16 protein-coding genes are annotated in these 16,023 nt (G+C 39.3%); 2 read left to right on the top strand and 14 right to left on the bottom strand.

Features of this window, described 5'->3' with window-relative positions:
* Window position 1: 1 nt before the first annotated feature.
* The 4 genes from A8B79_RS05265 to A8B79_RS05250 all read right to left on the bottom strand — a co-directional run bounded on the left by A8B79_RS05265 (window position 2) and on the right by A8B79_RS05250 (window position 7,383).
* Window positions 2–967 carry a succinylglutamate desuccinylase/aspartoacylase domain-containing protein gene (locus A8B79_RS05265; protein WP_235603588.1) on the bottom strand — a complete coding sequence of 322 codons (966 nt, stop codon included), beginning with the start codon at window positions 965–967 and terminating at the stop codon, window positions 2–4.
* Window positions 968–2,905 carry a CBS domain-containing protein gene (locus A8B79_RS05260; RefSeq protein ID WP_066218982.1) on the bottom strand — a complete coding sequence of 646 codons (1,938 nt, stop codon included), beginning with the start codon at window positions 2,903–2,905 and terminating at the stop codon, window positions 968–970.
* A 153-nt stretch (window positions 2,906–3,058) separates the two neighbouring features.
* A complete protein-coding gene (gene priA, locus A8B79_RS05255) occupies window positions 3,059–5,491 on the bottom strand; it encodes a replication restart helicase PriA (protein WP_066218979.1) in 2,433 nt (810 codons plus the stop codon).
* Between the two features lie 350 nt (window positions 5,492–5,841).
* Window positions 5,842–7,383, bottom strand: a complete 1,542-nt coding sequence (locus tag A8B79_RS05250) for a YifB family Mg chelatase-like AAA ATPase (RefSeq protein WP_066218976.1) — start codon at window positions 7,381–7,383, stop codon at window positions 5,842–5,844.
* A 91-nt stretch (window positions 7,384–7,474) separates the two neighbouring features.
* Here A8B79_RS05250 and A8B79_RS05245 point away from each other — a divergent pair, with 91 nt between their 5' ends.
* Both A8B79_RS05245 and A8B79_RS05240 read left to right on the top strand, forming a co-directional pair.
* Entirely contained in the window at window positions 7,475–7,903 is a 429-nt protein-coding gene (locus A8B79_RS05245; RefSeq protein ID WP_066218973.1) for a DUF4342 domain-containing protein, read from the top strand.
* A gap of 18 nt (window positions 7,904–7,921) precedes the next feature.
* Window positions 7,922–8,620: a CPBP family intramembrane glutamic endopeptidase gene (locus A8B79_RS05240; RefSeq protein WP_066218970.1), complete on the top strand. Its 699-nt coding sequence runs from the start codon at window positions 7,922–7,924 to the stop codon at window positions 8,618–8,620.
* Window positions 8,621–8,649: 29 nt separating this feature from the next.
* Here the strand turns inward: A8B79_RS05240 and A8B79_RS05235 are convergent, their stop codons facing one another.
* From A8B79_RS05235 to A8B79_RS05190, 10 genes are all read right to left on the bottom strand, one after another.
* A complete protein-coding gene (locus tag A8B79_RS05235; protein ID WP_161485138.1) occupies window positions 8,650–9,051 on the bottom strand; it encodes a methyltransferase family protein in 402 nt (133 codons plus the stop codon).
* A 50-nt stretch (window positions 9,052–9,101) separates the two neighbouring features.
* Window positions 9,102–9,914 (bottom strand): sterol desaturase family protein, encoded by an 813-nt coding sequence (locus tag A8B79_RS05230; RefSeq protein WP_066218962.1) that lies wholly within the window; start codon window positions 9,912–9,914, stop codon window positions 9,102–9,104.
* A 15-nt stretch (window positions 9,915–9,929) separates the two neighbouring features.
* Window positions 9,930–10,325, bottom strand: a complete 396-nt coding sequence (locus A8B79_RS05225; RefSeq protein ID WP_066218959.1) for a rhodanese-like domain-containing protein — start codon at window positions 10,323–10,325, stop codon at window positions 9,930–9,932.
* 25 nt (window positions 10,326–10,350) lie between these two features.
* Complete coding sequence (locus tag A8B79_RS05220) at window positions 10,351–11,109, bottom strand: sulfite exporter TauE/SafE family protein (RefSeq protein WP_066218957.1); 759 nt, start codon at window positions 11,107–11,109, stop codon at window positions 10,351–10,353.
* Window positions 11,109–12,503, bottom strand: coding sequence for an MBL fold metallo-hydrolase (locus A8B79_RS05215; RefSeq protein ID WP_066218949.1), 1,395 nt, complete (start codon window positions 12,501–12,503; stop codon window positions 11,109–11,111). The genes A8B79_RS05220 and A8B79_RS05215 overlap by 1 nt, the downstream gene beginning before the upstream one ends.
* 22 nt (window positions 12,504–12,525) lie before the next feature.
* The gene (locus A8B79_RS05210) at window positions 12,526–12,945 is read right to left on the bottom strand and encodes a YeeE/YedE family protein (protein WP_066218946.1); all 420 of its coding nucleotides are present in this window, start codon (window positions 12,943–12,945) and stop codon (window positions 12,526–12,528) included.
* 12 nt (window positions 12,946–12,957) lie between these two features.
* Complete coding sequence (locus A8B79_RS05205; RefSeq protein WP_066218944.1) at window positions 12,958–13,524, bottom strand: YeeE/YedE family protein; 567 nt, start codon at window positions 13,522–13,524, stop codon at window positions 12,958–12,960.
* A gap of 115 nt (window positions 13,525–13,639) precedes the next feature.
* Entirely contained in the window at window positions 13,640–14,287 is a 648-nt protein-coding gene (locus tag A8B79_RS05200) for a Crp/Fnr family transcriptional regulator (protein ID WP_201118466.1), read from the bottom strand.
* Entirely contained in the window at window positions 14,278–15,255 is a 978-nt protein-coding gene (gene trxB, locus A8B79_RS05195; protein WP_066218941.1) for a thioredoxin-disulfide reductase, read from the bottom strand. The genes A8B79_RS05200 and trxB overlap by 10 nt, the downstream gene beginning before the upstream one ends.
* A 190-nt stretch (window positions 15,256–15,445) precedes the next feature.
* The gene (locus tag A8B79_RS05190) at window positions 15,446–15,868 is read right to left on the bottom strand and encodes a hypothetical protein (RefSeq protein ID WP_066218940.1); all 423 of its coding nucleotides are present in this window, start codon (window positions 15,866–15,868) and stop codon (window positions 15,446–15,448) included.
* Window positions 15,869–16,023 lie beyond the last annotated feature (155 nt).

The raw sequence follows: 16,023 nt of genomic DNA, 5'->3' as shown, positions 1-16,023 counted from the left end.
TTCAACCCAAGTCTTTTACAATAAAGAACCCATCATCTCCCTGTTCCTGATACAGTGGCATTAAGATATACCCTCCAGCCTGTGCTTCAATTCTGCCTAATTTATCATTAGCGAGCCAATCACCTTTTTTGATTTTGTCAAAGTTTTTGAAGCCCGGCCTCATTACAAAATCATCATCTTCTTCTATAATATGTTTATATATGAACTCTACTTTTTTAGGGAGCCCGGCTGTTTGCTGAGCTAAAAAATCATGATATGGTTCGTAATCCGGAATATATGAAAGATCCAGACATCCTGATGCATTCAGAAGTGCATAAATTCCTGCAGTAGCATTAAACTCCGCACTTTCGCTAAAATGCATCCCTGCTTCAAATGCGAAACCGATATTTCCTGTATTCTGAATGTATTTTAGAGCCGTTCCATGCAGAGCTTTTTCAATGCCAAAGATCAAAGGCACATTCAATTTACTCAATAGGTCTACATTCTTTTTTTCTCTGGAACTGATTGCAAATAAACCGGTCTCAGCTGAAAAAGTGTGCAGATCCGCAAAAATTACAGGCTCTTTTTTATTCTCATTAAGAATAATCGGATCTATAATTTCTAAAACTGCTTTGGTTTCTCTCCGTTCAGCCGTAAGCACTTTATCAAATGGAGTTCTTCTTACTTTATCTAATATGGATGTAAACCAAATGCGATTCATATCTTCATCTATGAACCGTTCACCTTTACTCAGTGCCTCAAGGTTTCCTCTTATACCAATAAAGGTACCACTGAACTTGTCTTCAAGTCCTTTGATCTTTTCGAGTACATGTTCTACTGCTTTTATACTAGTTGGTTCATTCCCATGAACTCCTGCAAGTGCAATAATTGTAGGGCCCGGGGTTTTCCCTTCGACCATCCCGATTATTCGGTCTTTGTATGCAACTGAATTTGTATTCTTTTCTTCTTTTTCAGTCAATATTTCCAATCACTTTTCCTTCTTACTTTTATTTTCTTTTGCCAGCGCTTTGATCAGTCTTCTGCTGATATTCAAAAAATTATCTTCTGTTATTATACCAACTAACCTGCTGTTCTTCACTACCGGTAAACATCCGATTTGCTGATCCTGCATAATTTCCATCGCTTCTATGATCGAAGCTTCCGGATGTATGGTTATCGGATTGCTGATCATAATATCTTCTATCGCATGACTTTTATATTCCCCTTCTTCATTTGCGGCCTTAGAATATTCTCTCAACACCATCCGCATCGAAACCAATCCAACCAAATGTTTTTGATCATCTTCAATGGGAATATACCTGATCCTCCGCCAGTCCAATAAATTTGAAGCAAACTCAATCAGATCGTCTTTACGCGCCGTAAAAAGATCGGTAGTCATAAATTCTTCCACCAGCAAAGTAGAAGGTTTCCATAATGCCACATCTTCCACTCGTGCCAAACCCCACTTATGAACCGGCTCACCTTTTTGTTGATTTTTGGCCATTGCACCTGTTATCGTCGAAAGTGTTTGTTCTCTGTTATTCTCTTTGATGAGCTTTCCATAAGATTTAACCACCCAATATGATCCTGTTTGTGCACTTTCTACTCTGTCTTCAATTACACCTAAATAAGTATCGATATCAGATTCCAGAATATTCACTTTTTCAAGGCCTGCTCTGGCGATCGGTAAAAGTTCTTCTTTGATCAGGTCACGAGCAGTAACTTTTCTGTCATCAGTCCATATAAACTTTGTGTCCAGTCCCATTTTAGAAGCTGCGAAAAAGTTCAAACGGGCATTATCAAAATCCAACACTTTGGTAATATCAGAATATGCATCTTCCATTCCATTCATAAGTCCTAACCAGAACGCAGTATTTGCAATTTCATCCACAACCGTTGGCCCTGATGGTAGTACACGATTTTCGATCCTCAAATGAGGTTTCCCTCCTCCGATTCCATAACAAGGTCGATTCCATCTGTAAACGGTTCCGTTATGAACATTCAGTGCCATCAGTTTTGGCGGTATTCCGTTCTTTAAAAGCTCATCAACATTCTCTTCTAGATTAGAACTTAAAAGAACACGGTACCTTGAAATATCTTCTTTATAAATATCCAGAATACTACCTCTGAGCCAATCAGAACCGAAAGTCACTCTTGGAAGTGAATCTCTTAAATGATCACCTACTCCGCGGGTATCTACCGATTGATGAAAAAGAGCAATTCGGGTTTCTGCCCATAATCTTTTGCCTAGCAGTATTGGAGAATTAACCGCACTTGCTAACACTGGTGCTGCTATAGCCTGAGCGATGTTGTATTTAGAAACAAACTCATCAGGTTTAATTTGCAGATGGATCTGATATCCGGTGTTGCACCCTTCCAAAAGCGGAGTATCGAATTTCATTAGCAATTCGTCCATTCCCTGAATCCGAATTTCATATTCTTTCCCCCGCATATTATCTATGGCATCACACAACGCTTTGTAGCGCGGAAGCGGAGTCAGATTTTCAATCGCTACATCCGATTTACGAATAGAAGGAAGAATTCCGGTCAATAAAATATCGCCGCCTAATTCCTGAACTTTTTTTCGTACGTAAGCAACCTCATTTTGAAGATTTTCTTCCATCTGAGAAAGACAATTGTCTTTAAACTCCAGCGGTTCTAGGTTTATTTCGATGTTGAATTTAGCGATCTCAGTTGTGTAGTTCCCATCGCCAAGCGCATCCATTACTTTCATGGCATTAGGCATCGCTTTTCCATGTTCATCGATCAGACACAACTCCTGTTCCGCCCCGATACGGATCACATCTGTTTCAAACCAATCCTCTTCTAACATTCTTTCAAGAGCACGCGCGTCTTTCAGAACATTCTTCATGAACTTCTGAACATCTTCATTACTCTTTGCAAGTTTTACCCTTTCTTCGCCCATCTGTTTTCAATTGCGTTTAAAGCAGGTCGTAAATACTAACTTTATATGGCGGAATGCAAGTTTAAATATCGTATAAACCACAAAGAACACGAGATTGTTTTTTTGAGCTGTTGACAGAAATTAAACTTTGTGAACTCTGTGGTTTTTGAAAGTCTATCGAATGGCTTCCACATTAATATTTACACGCACAATATTTGTACTGATTTCCGATTCGTACTCGTACACCTCCATTACTTTATCTAATAACCTTTCGATGAAATTTCCTCCTCTATCTGTCGGGAGTTTCATCATTACTTCCCACAAATAATATTGGTTCATCCATGCAATGGCTGCCGGCGACGGTCCCAGTGAGTCAAAATCAGGAACCAATCTTTCCAGCACCGACTTAAGTTTAAATGCTGAAACCCGAACCTGACTTTCATTCTTTCCTTTCAGAACAAACTTTACCAATCTGGAGTACGGTGGGTAGTTCAAAGCTTTTCTGAAATCCAGTTCTGAGACTGCGAAACCATCGTAATCATGTTTCTGAGCAAATTTAAGTGCTTCATTATCAGGCTGACGAGTTTGAATAAATACTTTTCCAGGCTTAGTTCCCCGCCCTGATCTTCCTGCAACCTGGCTCAGTAATTGAAACATTCTCTCTGACGATTGAAAAGATGGAAACGCTAATTCTGTATCAGCATCAGTTACTCCAACAACCGTTACATTTGGGAAGTCCAAGCCTTTTGCCACTAATTGAGTTCCAACCAGAATATCTGCTTCTCCTGCTCCGAATGAATCCAGTATTTTTTCGTGTGCTCCTTTTTTAGAAGTTGAATCACGATCAAACCTAAGAACTCTAGCGTCCGGGAATAACTCTTCCAGTTGCTCTTCAATTTTTTGGGTTCCCGATCCTTGTTCTGAAAGAAATTCTGAACCGCATTTTTCGCAATTAGTATCCGCTTTTCTTGAATAGCCCGAATAGTGACAGATCAACTGGTTTTTCCTTTTGTGGTAAGTCAGGCTTACCGAACATTCCGGACTTTGTGGAATATGTCCACAAGTTTCGCATTGTAAGTAATTGGCAAATCCACGCCGGTTGTAAAGCAGAATTACTTGTTCTTTTTTAGCCAGAGCTTCTTTCATTGCTAAATGCAACGGAACCGCCAGTTCCCCTTTCATTGCCCCTGTGTATTGCTTGAGATCCAAAATCTCAACTTCCGGAAGCTTAGCAGATTCGTGTCGTTTTGTAAGTTCCAGCAGAACTGCCTTCCCCTTCTTGGTCATTTCCAGAGCTTGCATACTCGGAGTAGCAGATCCCATAATAACTACTGAATCCGTCATGCTTGCCCGCATAATTGCCACTTCTCTGGCATGATATCTTGGTGCCGGATCGATCTGTTTATAGGAATTATCGTGTTCTTCATCCAAAATAATGATCCCAAAATCCTGAACGGGAGAAAATATTGCAGATCTCGGACCAATGGCTATTTTCTTTTCTCCGGATCGGAGTTTTCTCCAGGAATCAAGTCGCTCTCTTTCATTCATTCGGCTGTGAAGTACCGCAATATCTTCACCAAAGATCCGATAAAAACGGGAAACTGTTTGTGGGGTAAGTGCAATTTCAGGAACCAGAACAATTCCGCCTCTTCCACTTTCCAATACTTGTTTTAGTGCCTGAATGTATACTTCTGTTTTGCCACTACCGGTTATTCCTTTCAATAAAAAGTTATTGAATTCCTTTTCTCTGATCGATTTTTCAATGGAACTAAAAACCGAGCTTTGCTCTTCGTTCAGTTCTTTGATCAAATCCGGATTAAACTCTAAATCTAATGTATCCGGTTCAACTTCTAATTCTATCGGCCGGATCCAATTCTCATCTATCAGTTTTTTGATGGAATAGGTGTTGATTCCCAGGTCATCTGTATCAGAATTTCGAATGGGCACTTCTTCAGAAGCAAACACTTCCAGAGCTTCAGTCCATTTAAAACTCTTGTCTTGTGATTCCAAAAACTCAATTGCAGACTTTCTGTTTTTCCCCTCCTTCCAATCCCAAGCTCTTTCGGTCTTTACCGTAACTTTGATATCTGGTTCTTCCCATATCTCAAGAACGCCTGATTTCAATAATTTTTTGAAAACCTTATTTAATGAAGTGCCTTTGTATCTCTTTTTTGCTGCATCCAGAGTTATAGATCCATCTTTTTGGATATCGTCTATAATTTCTTTTTCTGCTTCTGTTCTGAGATCAAGTCCTCTCTTACTTCCGACTTTCAGCCTTTTTTTGGATATGAAGTTTAATCCCGCAGGTAGCGCAGCCTGAATAACTTCTCCCCAGCTACAAAAGTAGAATCTGTGAATCCATTCTGTAAGTTTGAGTAGTTCTTCCGTTAAGATCGGTTCCGAATCCAGAACCTTTTTGATTTCTTTTGTCTTGAAGTCAGGCTTTTCGTCGTGAAGCTGTACAATAACCCCGATCGCAAAATGAGAACGAAATGGAACCCAGACACGTACTCCTGCTTCTATTTCCTTCTGAAACTGAGTCGGCACTTCATATGTAAAGGTTCGTCGAACAGCGGTTGGAAATGCTATTTCTGCAAAAGATGACAAGAGTTCAGCACTTAATTTTAATTATTAAAAGGGCTGAAAGCTTATCCAATTAATTAACTGAAATCAACTGTTAGATCGTTAACAAGAAATAAAGAATAATAATAAGAACAGGCAGTGCGAATACAAGCCCACTTTTCGAATAAGTATATCTTTCACTGTTCATAACTGCCTCCATTCTCATACTTGTTTACTTTGTTACACATTGAGTTGTTATTACCCTTAACCTTTAAATAATTAAATTGTTTCATCTATCGCACCGCATAAACATGCGAAGAGATACAAATCCCAGTAAACAAATATCAAATTCCAAAGGCTTACTTGTTATTTGGGTTTTGATATTTGGGATTTAACTAGCCAAGCCACCCTTCTCTGTCTAAGCTTCGATATTGGATCGCTTCTGCAATATGATTTGGTTTTATATTCTCTGAGTGATCCAGATCCGCAATAGTTCTGGAGACTTTTAGGATTCTGTCGTAAGCCCGGGCTGAAAGTCCCAACGATGTAATTGCTTTCTTTAAGATTTCTGAACCCGCATCATCCAGCTTGCACACTTTACGAACCATCCTGGTATTCATTTGTGCATTGGAATACACCGACTTCAACCCAAAGAATCGTTTGGTTTGAACTTCTCTCGCTTTAACTACTCGTTCTCTTATTTCTTGGGATGATTCCCCTTTTGCTTTCCCGGACAACTCATCATAACTCACCTTGTTCACTTCAATATGCAGATCGATTCGATCCAAAAGCGGACCACTTATCTTACCCAAATACCGTTGCATCGCTAATGAAGAAGCTCCGTTCATATCCTGAGCATCATACCAATCTCCGGATGGAGAAGGGTTCATTGAAGCAACTAACATCACACGGCTTGGATAGGTCACACTCATTCTGGCTCTTGAAATAGAGACAAATCCATCTTCCAGTGGCTGACGCATCACTTCCAAAGCACTTCGTTTGAATTCTGGGAGTTCATCCAGAAACAAAACTCCGTTATGTGACATCGAAATTTCTCCCGGCATAGGGATACTTCCACCACCGACTAGTGCAACATCTGAAACGGTATGATGTGGAGCCCGAAATGGACGGGAAGTGATCAAGGCTTTCCCTCCATCTAAAATCCCTGACACAGAATGGATCTTTGTCGTTTCCAAAGCTTCTTCTAAAGAAAGCGGAGGTAAAATAGTCGGAATTCTCCGTGCCATCATTGTTTTCCCTGAACCGGGTGGACCGACCATAATGGCATTATGCCCACCTGCTGCTGCAATTTCTAAACCTCGCTTCACATTTTCCTGTCCGCGCACATCACAGAAATCTAAAATCTTTGACTGACCGTTATTATTGAAAAAAGATTTCACATCTACTTCCAGCGGATCCATCGATCCACGATTTTCCAACCAATCTTTAACCTGATTTATATGATCAAAAGCAAAGATCTCTATTCCTTCTACCACTGCTGCTTCAGCTCCATTTTCTTTAGGAACCACCAAATATTGGAAACCCTGCTTCTTGGCTTCCACCGCAACCGGAAGAACTCCTTTAATAGGTCGGATCTTTCCATCCAGTGATAATTCACCGAGCATAACTGTTTCTTCCAGTTTCTCGGTGTAGATCTGTCCTGACATCCGCAGCAAACCGATTGCTATAGGCAGATCAAAAGCATTTCCTTCTTTCGGAAGATCGGCGGGAGCAAGATTTACGGTGATCCTACCCAAGGGATAATATGAACCTGTGTTTCTGATGGCTGCTTCCACCCGGTCTCTGGATTCACTCACTGCACGGTCCGGCAATCCAACCAAAAAGAATTTCGGCATTCCGTTTGTGTGATGAGTTTCTACGTCTATGATGCGCGCATCAACACCAACTGTGGATGCGCAAAATACTCTGGCTAGCATATTATTATTCTGTATCTTTTTTTATTGTTCTGCGTAGTAAGACAAGTTCGGAAGCTATTCCTTACAAAAATTTTCATAAATCACACATATCATGAAGAAAGAAGAAGCAAAATCCAAGGCTAAACGTGTCTACGAAGAGATACAGGGCGGAGTGAACGAAGTGATTAGTTCTATCCGTGAATTGATAAAGGAAGGAAGTGCCCGAAAACTTATCATCAAGAATAAAGAAGGCGAAGTTGTTTTTCAGACTCAGTTGGCATTTGGAGTTGGAGGCGCTGCACTTGTTGGAGCAATGGCTCCGGTTATTTCTGCCATCGGGATGTTTGCCATGTTCATCAACGACTACCAGATCTTAGTTGAAAAAGAAGTAGATCCTGAAGACGACGATTATTCTGTGGATGCGGAAGTGATCGAGATCACCGAAGACGAAGATGAGGAAGAAGAAAATACAGAAGAAGCTAAGGCTGAGGAAACAGAAGAGAAGGAAGAAAAAACTGTAGGCAAGAAAAAGAAGAAATAACTTCAGATTAGCTGATACGTGATTGGAATACTTATAATTTTAGGAGCCTCTTGGCTCCTTTTATTTTTACTTGAAAAAAAGAGTTTATCTGTATTAGGATTTACTCCTGTTTCCGAAAGATCAATTCAGTTCTTATTGGGTTTTGGATTTATAAGTATTATTCAAAGCATTTTAATTCTGACCGAAACATATGTTTTATCTACTGTGTGGGAATTAAAAACCAACATCAGTTTATCTCATATTTTTGGTTCGCTGTGGTATCATCTTAAATCAGCTTTAACCGAAGATCTTCTATTTCGAGGGGCCGCACTTTATATTCTTGCCAGCAGATTTAATAATAAAGCAGCCATCTTAAGTTCAGCAATTCTATTCGGGGTGTATCATTGGTTTTCATATGGTATGTTTGGAGCGGGACTGGTTCCGATGGTTTACATATTCGTTATTACCGGCGCATCAGGAGCGGTTTGGGCTTATTCTTATTTTAAAACCAACTCCATTTTTCTTGCTTTAGGACTCCATGTTGGTTGGAACTTTATATCTACTCTTTTTCTGGATAATCAGCCTTACGGCGAACTTCTCTTTCAACAGATTTCTTTGGTTCCGATTTCAAATGATTGGCTCAACTTTATTTTTCAGTTTACCAAAGGATTAGCTCCGAGCATTATTACTTACTTCTTTGTTCGATACTTATATAATGAGAATAAAAATGAAGAATAGGTTTTATCATATTCCTTTTGGCTAGTGATTCACATCCAGCGTCTTACCTTTTTTTGATAATCTTTGTACTCATCTCCAAATAGTTCAATCATCATCTCTTCTTCTGGCTTGATCTGGAATGAATTCATGTACCAAATGAATACCGGAAGCATCAGAAATACAAGTCCATCGCCCAAAAACAGACCATAGAACACAAGCAAGATCAACATTCCGAGATACATTGGGTTTCTGCTTATGCTATAGATTCCGGAACTGACCAAAGAAGTAGAGTCCTGCGGTTTATGGGGATTTACTGTTGTCTTCTTTACAGAAAACTGAATAACTCCCAGCGCAATACAAACTATTCCAAGTATTGAGGTCAAAATAATGATCCATTTCGGAGCATTAAATGCAAGAAATTCCACTGACAGATATCTATCGATTACCCACATTAAAAATATAGTGATTGCAACTACTATAACGGGTGGGACTTTGAGCTTCATTATTTGTCTGTCTTCTTAAACGGCATCCAGAACAATCCCTTTACCTTTTGATCTTCTTCGGAATCGAATTCATCCAAACCGATGTGTATAGAATGAGGATCGTTATTCAGATTGAACGTTTTACAGATCCTATCCCAGAACGAAAATAACGAACTGTAGTTAGAGTCCGTTTCTGATTGCTTCCTGGAGTGATGAACCTTGTGCATGGCCGGAGTTACGATAAACATTCTTAGAAATCTGTCCAGCTTTTCCGGCACTCCGATATTTGCATGATGAAACTGAACAACGATGATGAGCAGAATTTCATACACCAGTAATTCCCAGATATGTAATCCGATCAATACGATAATTCCGGTTCTGAAAATAGATGAGAAGATGATCTCTCCTGTATGAAATCGGTTTGCAGTAGTCACATCCATATTCGGATCAGAGTGATGAACACGGTGAAATTTCCAAAAGAATGGAATACGATGATTCATCACATGCCAGAAATACGTCCATGTATCCATCAATAAAACAGCACCGAATACATGAGCCCATGACGGCAAAGCAAGCCAATTCAAAATTCCGAAGTCGTTGGTATTTGCCCAATTGGAAGCCCACAACCAAATCCCCACAAAAAGGAATGAGGTAATCGCTGCATTTACTATTCCAAGAGATGCATTTCTGAGTAAATGTTTCCAGCGCTGTTTCCCGGAATCTTTAAAAAAATCAAAAAATGGATGAGCATGTTCATAGAGCAGAAGCGCAACCAATCCTATTACCGCTACTGCGGTTTGAGTTTGGTTTAGCAGATCCATTAATGCTTGCATATAGAATAAATGAGATTACTTCTTTTCGAAGCCGGCTTCTACCAGATCATTGTAGCCGCCAAGGTTGTGTACATTTTCAAAACCGTTTTCCTTCATTATTTCGGCTGCTTTCCCACTTCGGTTGCCTGAAGCACAATACAGATAATAGGTTTTGGATTTATCTAATGAATCGAGTTTTTCTTCGAATTCACCCGAAGTTAAGTTGTAACCCACAAGAGCCCCTTTTAAACTTCCATTTTCGTACTCCCGTTCGGTTCTAACATCGATTATGATTCCCTCGACCTGAGCTTTATTTTCTATTGCCTGCTCAGAAGAAATAGCATGCAGCTCTCGCTCTTTTTGAAAATAGATCAGTGCATATGCTGAAGCTAAAACTATTCCAACAAGTAATATCAGTACTGATTTTTTCATCTCTTCAATAAATAATTAATTCAGATTAAACGTTCATATAAATTATATAAACTCCCATGAAAAGAAGAAATATCGCAAAACCTTTCTTCAGCTTTTCACCGCTTATTTTAGATCCAACAATTTTCCCGACGAAACTTCCCACTGCACCGATCAAGCTGAAAATTAAAACCAATTCCCAGTTTATTTGTTGATTTACGGATTCCAGAACTTCAAAATACTTATAGAATCCACTAAAACTTTTTAAAGCAATTATTACCAAACTAGTTCCAATCGCCACATGCATGGGTAATCCACCTAATATAACTAACGCAGGTACAATCAAAAATCCTCCGCCTACTCCTACTAATCCTGTAAGCACACCAACTACGACTCCTTCCAGTGCAATAAGCCACCATTTTTGTTGCTTGGCAAGAGATTGATCAACATCGGTGATCTTTTTATTTCTGAGCATCAGCACCGCTGCCAGAATCATCACAAACGAAAACAGCATTAGTTGAAATGTACTTGATACAAAACCAGCAACATAAGCGCCGCCGTAAGTCCCCGCCATGCCCGGAATCCCGAACAGGATTACATTTCTCCAGTTAACCTGCTTTTTTAATGCGTATGGAATGGATGCTATTAAACTGATAAACCCAACTATCCCCAATGATTCAGCGATAGCAGCTTTTTCAGGTTCTCCGGAAATATAGATCAGAATGGGGACTGTGAGGATCGATCCTCCGGAACCCATCAAACCTAATGAAAGTCCGACCAATAAAGCCCCAATCCAGGATAGAGTCATTATGCTTGCACCTCAGATTTCCAATTTTTGAACAAATCATCCACCCATATTACATCGAATCCTTTACTTTTCAATAGAGAAATGGAGTAAGAAGCTCTTTGTCCACTTGCACAATGAACTGCTATCGTTTTATCATGAGGAATTTTATCCAGATTTGCAGCTAATCGTGTGTGTGCAATATTGATGGATCCGGGAATATGTCCCGTTGAATACTCCGTTGCCTTCCTTACGTCCAACACTTGAATATTACTATTATTCATCTGCTTTGATAATCCTTCAAAATCTGTTGAATTGGTAGATTCTATTTCACCGTTCCAGCTTTCAAGGTCGTTATACGTTGCAAACCCTATGCATTTATCTAATCCTACATTAGCCAGATCATTGACAGCTTCCTGAAGATTATCCTGATCTATGATGAGGTAAAATTCATCTTCTCCATCAAGAAAAGAACCGGCTATCGTATTAAAGTTTTTATCAAAAGAAGCCATTATCGAGCCTTCAAGATGAGAACTTGCAAAATCATGTTTAGCTCTTGTATCAATTATAGTGATGTCGTTGTCAACCATTTCCTGAATACTTACTTTTTTCGGAAGCTCGATTGGTGACCCTAGTACAGAAGGACCAACTTTATTCAGCTTTTTCATCCTCCCAAAATAAAGAGGAGGTTCCGGCTGTCCGTCCAGAATAAAATCCACAAATGATTCTTCATCTACAGCAGCTTTAAATGCGGGACTGAAACGAGTTTCATATCCAACAGTAGATTCGGGGACTGCTCCCAACGCTTTACCGCAGGCGCTTCCTGAGCCATGTGCAGGCCACACTTGTAAGTATTCCGGAAGATCTTTGAATTTTTCAACCGACTTATATAGTGTTTGTGCAGACGGTTTCATATTTCCTTTTTCACCGGCTGCAGTTTCTAAAAGATCAGGGCGGCCAACATCACCTACAAAAACAAAATCACCGGTTAAAATCCCCATTGGTTCGTCAGTAAGAGCGCCATCTGTTACCAAAAAACTGATTGATTCCGGTGTATGTCCCGGAGTATGAATAACATCAAATTTAATATTACCAATACTGAATGAATCTCCGTTCTTAACGAGCTCATAGTTATATTCACTTCCGTTCAGCCATTCGTATTTCCAGTCTTTATCTCCTTCATCAGAGGCGATAATTTTTACTCCTTTTTCAGCAAATTCTCTTAAACCGGAAACATAGTCTGCATGAATGTGTGTATCAGTAGCATGAGTGATCTTCAGTCCTTCCGAAGCTGCAATTTCCTGATACTGATCTATATCTCTCATCGGATCAATTACAATCGCTTCTCCATTCTTCTGGCATCCGATTATATATGCATACTGTGCTAATTTTTTGTCAAATAATTGTTTGAAATACATAATTCTGTTGTTTGAAGATTAATTAATGAGGGAGTGACGGTCTGATCTTTCCGTACACCCAAGTACCTGCTAAAGCACTTAAGATTGGAACGATCATAATACTGTATCCGGCTCCTGCAAGTGAGAATAATGGTCCCGGACAAGCTCCAGTCAATGCCCATCCAAATCCGAATAGTGTTCCTCCTATAAGATATCGGGTAACTTGTTTTGGATCTTTTGGCGGAATCGTAATTGCATTCCCTTCCATATCTTTGATGTTCTTTCTCTTTATAATTTGGATGGAGATCATAGCTACTACAACTCCCAATCCGATTATGCCGTACATGTGGAATGAATCGAACCGAAACATTTCCTGAATTCTGAACCAGGACACTACTTCAGATTTTATCAATACGATTCCAAAGAAAATTCCTGCTAGTAAATATTTTATATAATTCTTCATGTCTAAGTTCGATTAAAATATAAATGGGTAGATGACATAGGTGATAAACAATCCACCGGCAAAGAAACCTATAACTGCCAGTAATGATGCCAATTGCAGATCAGCAAGTCCGGTTATTGCATGACCTGATGTACATCCACCGGCGTAACGGGCACCGAATCCTACTAAAAAACCACCGACTATCATCAAGATAATACCCTGAGTACTTGCTACATTTTCCCAGTTAAAAACATCAGATGGCAGCATTCCGGAAAAATCTGAAATTCCCAAAGCTTTTAAGTCTGTGATGGTTTGTGCAGAAATATTGATTGGATCGGGATTACTTAAAAGCCATCCTCCAATAAAACCGCCCAATATGGTTCCTGCTACAAATACCAGATTCCATTTTCCTGATTTTTTCCAGTCGTATTTGAAAAACTCGATATCTCCGGGTACACAAGCTGCACAAGCGTGACGTAAATTCGCAGAGACCCCAAAAAGTTTCCCTCCCGCTATTAATAAGATTGGTACTATTAACCCGATCAAAGGTCCGGCCACGTACCACGGCCATGGTTGTCTTAAAAATTCTATTAATTCCATTGTTTGAATATCTTTTTGTTATGGAAATAAGATCCACAAATAAACAACCACACTCTGTAACATTAGTTACAAACAATGAGATTAATGATAATTGTTTTAGAGAGGCGCTTTGAGGTTAAAGAATGGAAATCCGGTTTCTCTCCAATTCTATTTTCCCTTCATTTTCCAGTTGTTTTAAAAGGCGGGATACAACAACTCTGGAAGTATTTAAATGTTGAGCAATTTGCTCGTGAGACATATGAATCTCGTAAGATTTCGTTGCCTGCTTTTTGTCTAACAGATACTTATACAATCGGTCATACAAATTAAGAAATGTTATGCTGTCGATGGTTTCAAGTAATTCATCAAAACGAGTTTGATAGGAGCTGAATACATATTTTCTGAAAGATCTGTAGTTCTGAATCCATTCGTCCATATAATTCATAGGAATCATCCAAAGAACAGAATTATCTTCAGCCGTTACTTTGAAATCATTTCTTTTGCCTTCAATGCAACACGCCAGAGACATCGCACAAGTTTCTCCTCCTTCTAAATAATAGAGAAGTATTTCATTGGCTTTTTCGTCTTGCCTAACCACACTTAACAATCCTTCAAGCACAATTGGCATATGCATGGAAGTACTTCCGGGAGTTATGATCAGTTCTCCGGAGCGGGCTGTTTTAGGAAAACCGACTTTCTGGATTTCCTGAACCAGTTCATCCTCTATTCCCGCTTCAGATAATATTGATCGAAGATTTTCCTGCACGGAATTATTTACTTCCAATGCTCTTCTGCAATAGCTTCTTTGCTGAGTTCATTACTTAAATAATGCTCCGCATCTAATGCAGCTTTACACCCTGTGCCTGCAGCAGTTACTGCTTGGCGATAGAATGAATCCATAGCGTCTCCGCAAGCAAAAATTCCCGGAAGATCCGTTTTTGTGGATTGTCCTTTGGTTTGGATATATCCAACATCATCCATTGTAAGTACACCTTTGAAGAGATCTGTATTTGGCTTATGCCCGATCGCGATAAATACTCCAGTCACATCATCCAGTGTAGTAATTTCACCGGTATTTCTGTTTTTGATGTTCACACCTTCCACGACTTGCTCACCTAATACTTTTTCTACTTCACTGTCCCACATGAACTCGATCTTCTCATTTTCGAAAGCCCGTGCTTGCATAGCTTTTGATGCACGCAGTTCATCTCTTCTGTGAACAACGGTTACTTTACTTGCAAACTTGGTAAGGAAAGTAGCTTCTTCCATCGCTGTATCTCCACCACCAACAATAATTACATGCTGATTTCTGAAAAAAGCTCCGTCACATGTAGCACAAGCAGAAACACCTTTTCCTCTTAGTCTGGTTTCGCTTTCCAAACCAAGCCACATTGCAGAAGCGCCCGTAGAAATGATAATGGTATGTGCTTTTATTTCTGTCTTTTCATCAACTACCATTTTGTAAGGTCGGGACTCAAAGTCGATTTCCGTTACATATCCATAACGACAATCTGCTCCGAATTTAGTAGCCTGTTGACGAAAATCATCCATCATTTGAGGTCCCATCACTCCATCAGGGTAACCCGGAAAATTTTCTACATCAGTAGTAGTCATCAGCTGTCCGCCAGGCTCCGGTCCTTCAAATACTAAAGGGTTTAGATCTGCTCTGGCAGCGTAAAGTGCTGCTGTTAATCCTGCCGGTCCGCTACCAACTATAACTACTTGAAATGTTTTATCTGCGATGTCTTCCATATGATCTCTTAAATTTTATGATGACAAAAAGTACAAAAAATTAAGAGTATGTATTACTCGAATATTTCTATACACCTTATAGTCAGAATAAAAACTGTATTGCTATCTCAAATATTGAGTAATGAGTTAGCGTACAAGATCAATCATGGGAAATAAGAGAGAATTCGATCATTCTTTGTAATCTTGCGCATTAATTACAAACCGGCTCAAACGAATCTTTTGTGCGATTAGAAATCTGGTATATATCTTTTGGTTCGAAGCTTGGCACTCCGCTCACCCATAATTCATCTGATTCTCTTTTTATAAAAGCTGAAGAATTAAAAAATTCACCGCCGGAAATTTCTTGCACAAAATACCCGCCTGCTTCACTTATGGCAATAAGTTTTGCCTTTTCTGTTGCGTAGCATTCATCATCAAAAGTATAGGTGTTCGTCACTTCCACATCTATAGCGAAAAACTCCATGTAGGTATTGGTTGAGTCATCTTCCGTTAGTTCCCATATCACATTTCGAAAATCCTTCGGAAATACCGCCGGGTCGGAGCTGTTGTCACATGAAGTATTAAAAACTAATACTAATATAATTACTGTAATCAGGTTATAAGATCTCGTCATTTTTTGAGATATGAAATTTTCTTCTAAACGGCAGTTAAGACTTCTAAAGTATACAACTTTTTATCACTGTCACTTTTGATAATTTAAAAGTTGATTAAAACTACTAAAACTCCAATTTATTAAACACTCTGGTTTTAACTTATTGGCACTAACAT

The sequence above is a fragment of the Balneola sp. EhC07 genome, assembly GCF_001650905.1.
In the GTDB taxonomy this organism is placed as follows: Bacteria; Bacteroidota; Rhodothermia; order Balneolales; family Balneolaceae; genus Balneola.
The sequence above is the reverse complement of the archived record's forward strand: the minus strand, read 5'-3'. Positions and strand labels throughout refer to the sequence as shown.

Excerpts from the sequence above, each read along its gene's own strand:
- A8B79_RS05260 (WP_066218982.1), bottom strand. The coding sequence starts at position 2,905 with ATGGGCGAAGAAAGGGTAAAACTTGCAAAGAGTAATGAAGATGTTCAG.
- A8B79_RS05250 (WP_066218976.1), bottom strand. The coding sequence starts at position 7,383 with ATGCTAGCCAGAGTATTTTGCGCATCCACAGTTGGTGTTGATGCGCGC.
- A8B79_RS05245 (WP_066218973.1), top strand. The coding sequence starts at position 7,475 with ATGAAGAAAGAAGAAGCAAAATCCAAGGCTAAACGTGTCTACGAAGAG.
- A8B79_RS05235 (WP_161485138.1), bottom strand. The coding sequence starts at position 9,051 with ATGTGGGTAATCGATAGATATCTGTCAGTGGAATTTCTTGCATTTAAT.
- A8B79_RS05230 (WP_066218962.1), bottom strand. The coding sequence starts at position 9,914 with ATGCAAGCATTAATGGATCTGCTAAACCAAACTCAAACCGCAGTAGCG.
- A8B79_RS05225 (WP_066218959.1), bottom strand. The coding sequence starts at position 10,325 with ATGAAAAAATCAGTACTGATATTACTTGTTGGAATAGTTTTAGCTTCA.
- A8B79_RS05220 (WP_066218957.1), bottom strand. The coding sequence starts at position 11,109 with ATGACTCTATCCTGGATTGGGGCTTTATTGGTCGGACTTTCATTAGGT.
- A8B79_RS05215 (WP_066218949.1), bottom strand. The coding sequence starts at position 12,503 with ATGTATTTCAAACAATTATTTGACAAAAAATTAGCACAGTATGCATAT.
- A8B79_RS05210 (WP_066218946.1), bottom strand. The coding sequence starts at position 12,945 with ATGAAGAATTATATAAAATATTTACTAGCAGGAATTTTCTTTGGAATC.
- A8B79_RS05205 (WP_066218944.1), bottom strand. The coding sequence starts at position 13,524 with ATGGAATTAATAGAATTTTTAAGACAACCATGGCCGTGGTACGTGGCC.
- trxB (WP_066218941.1), bottom strand. The coding sequence starts at position 15,255 with ATGGAAGACATCGCAGATAAAACATTTCAAGTAGTTATAGTTGGTAGC.
- A8B79_RS05190 (WP_066218940.1), bottom strand. The coding sequence starts at position 15,868 with ATGACGAGATCTTATAACCTGATTACAGTAATTATATTAGTATTAGTT.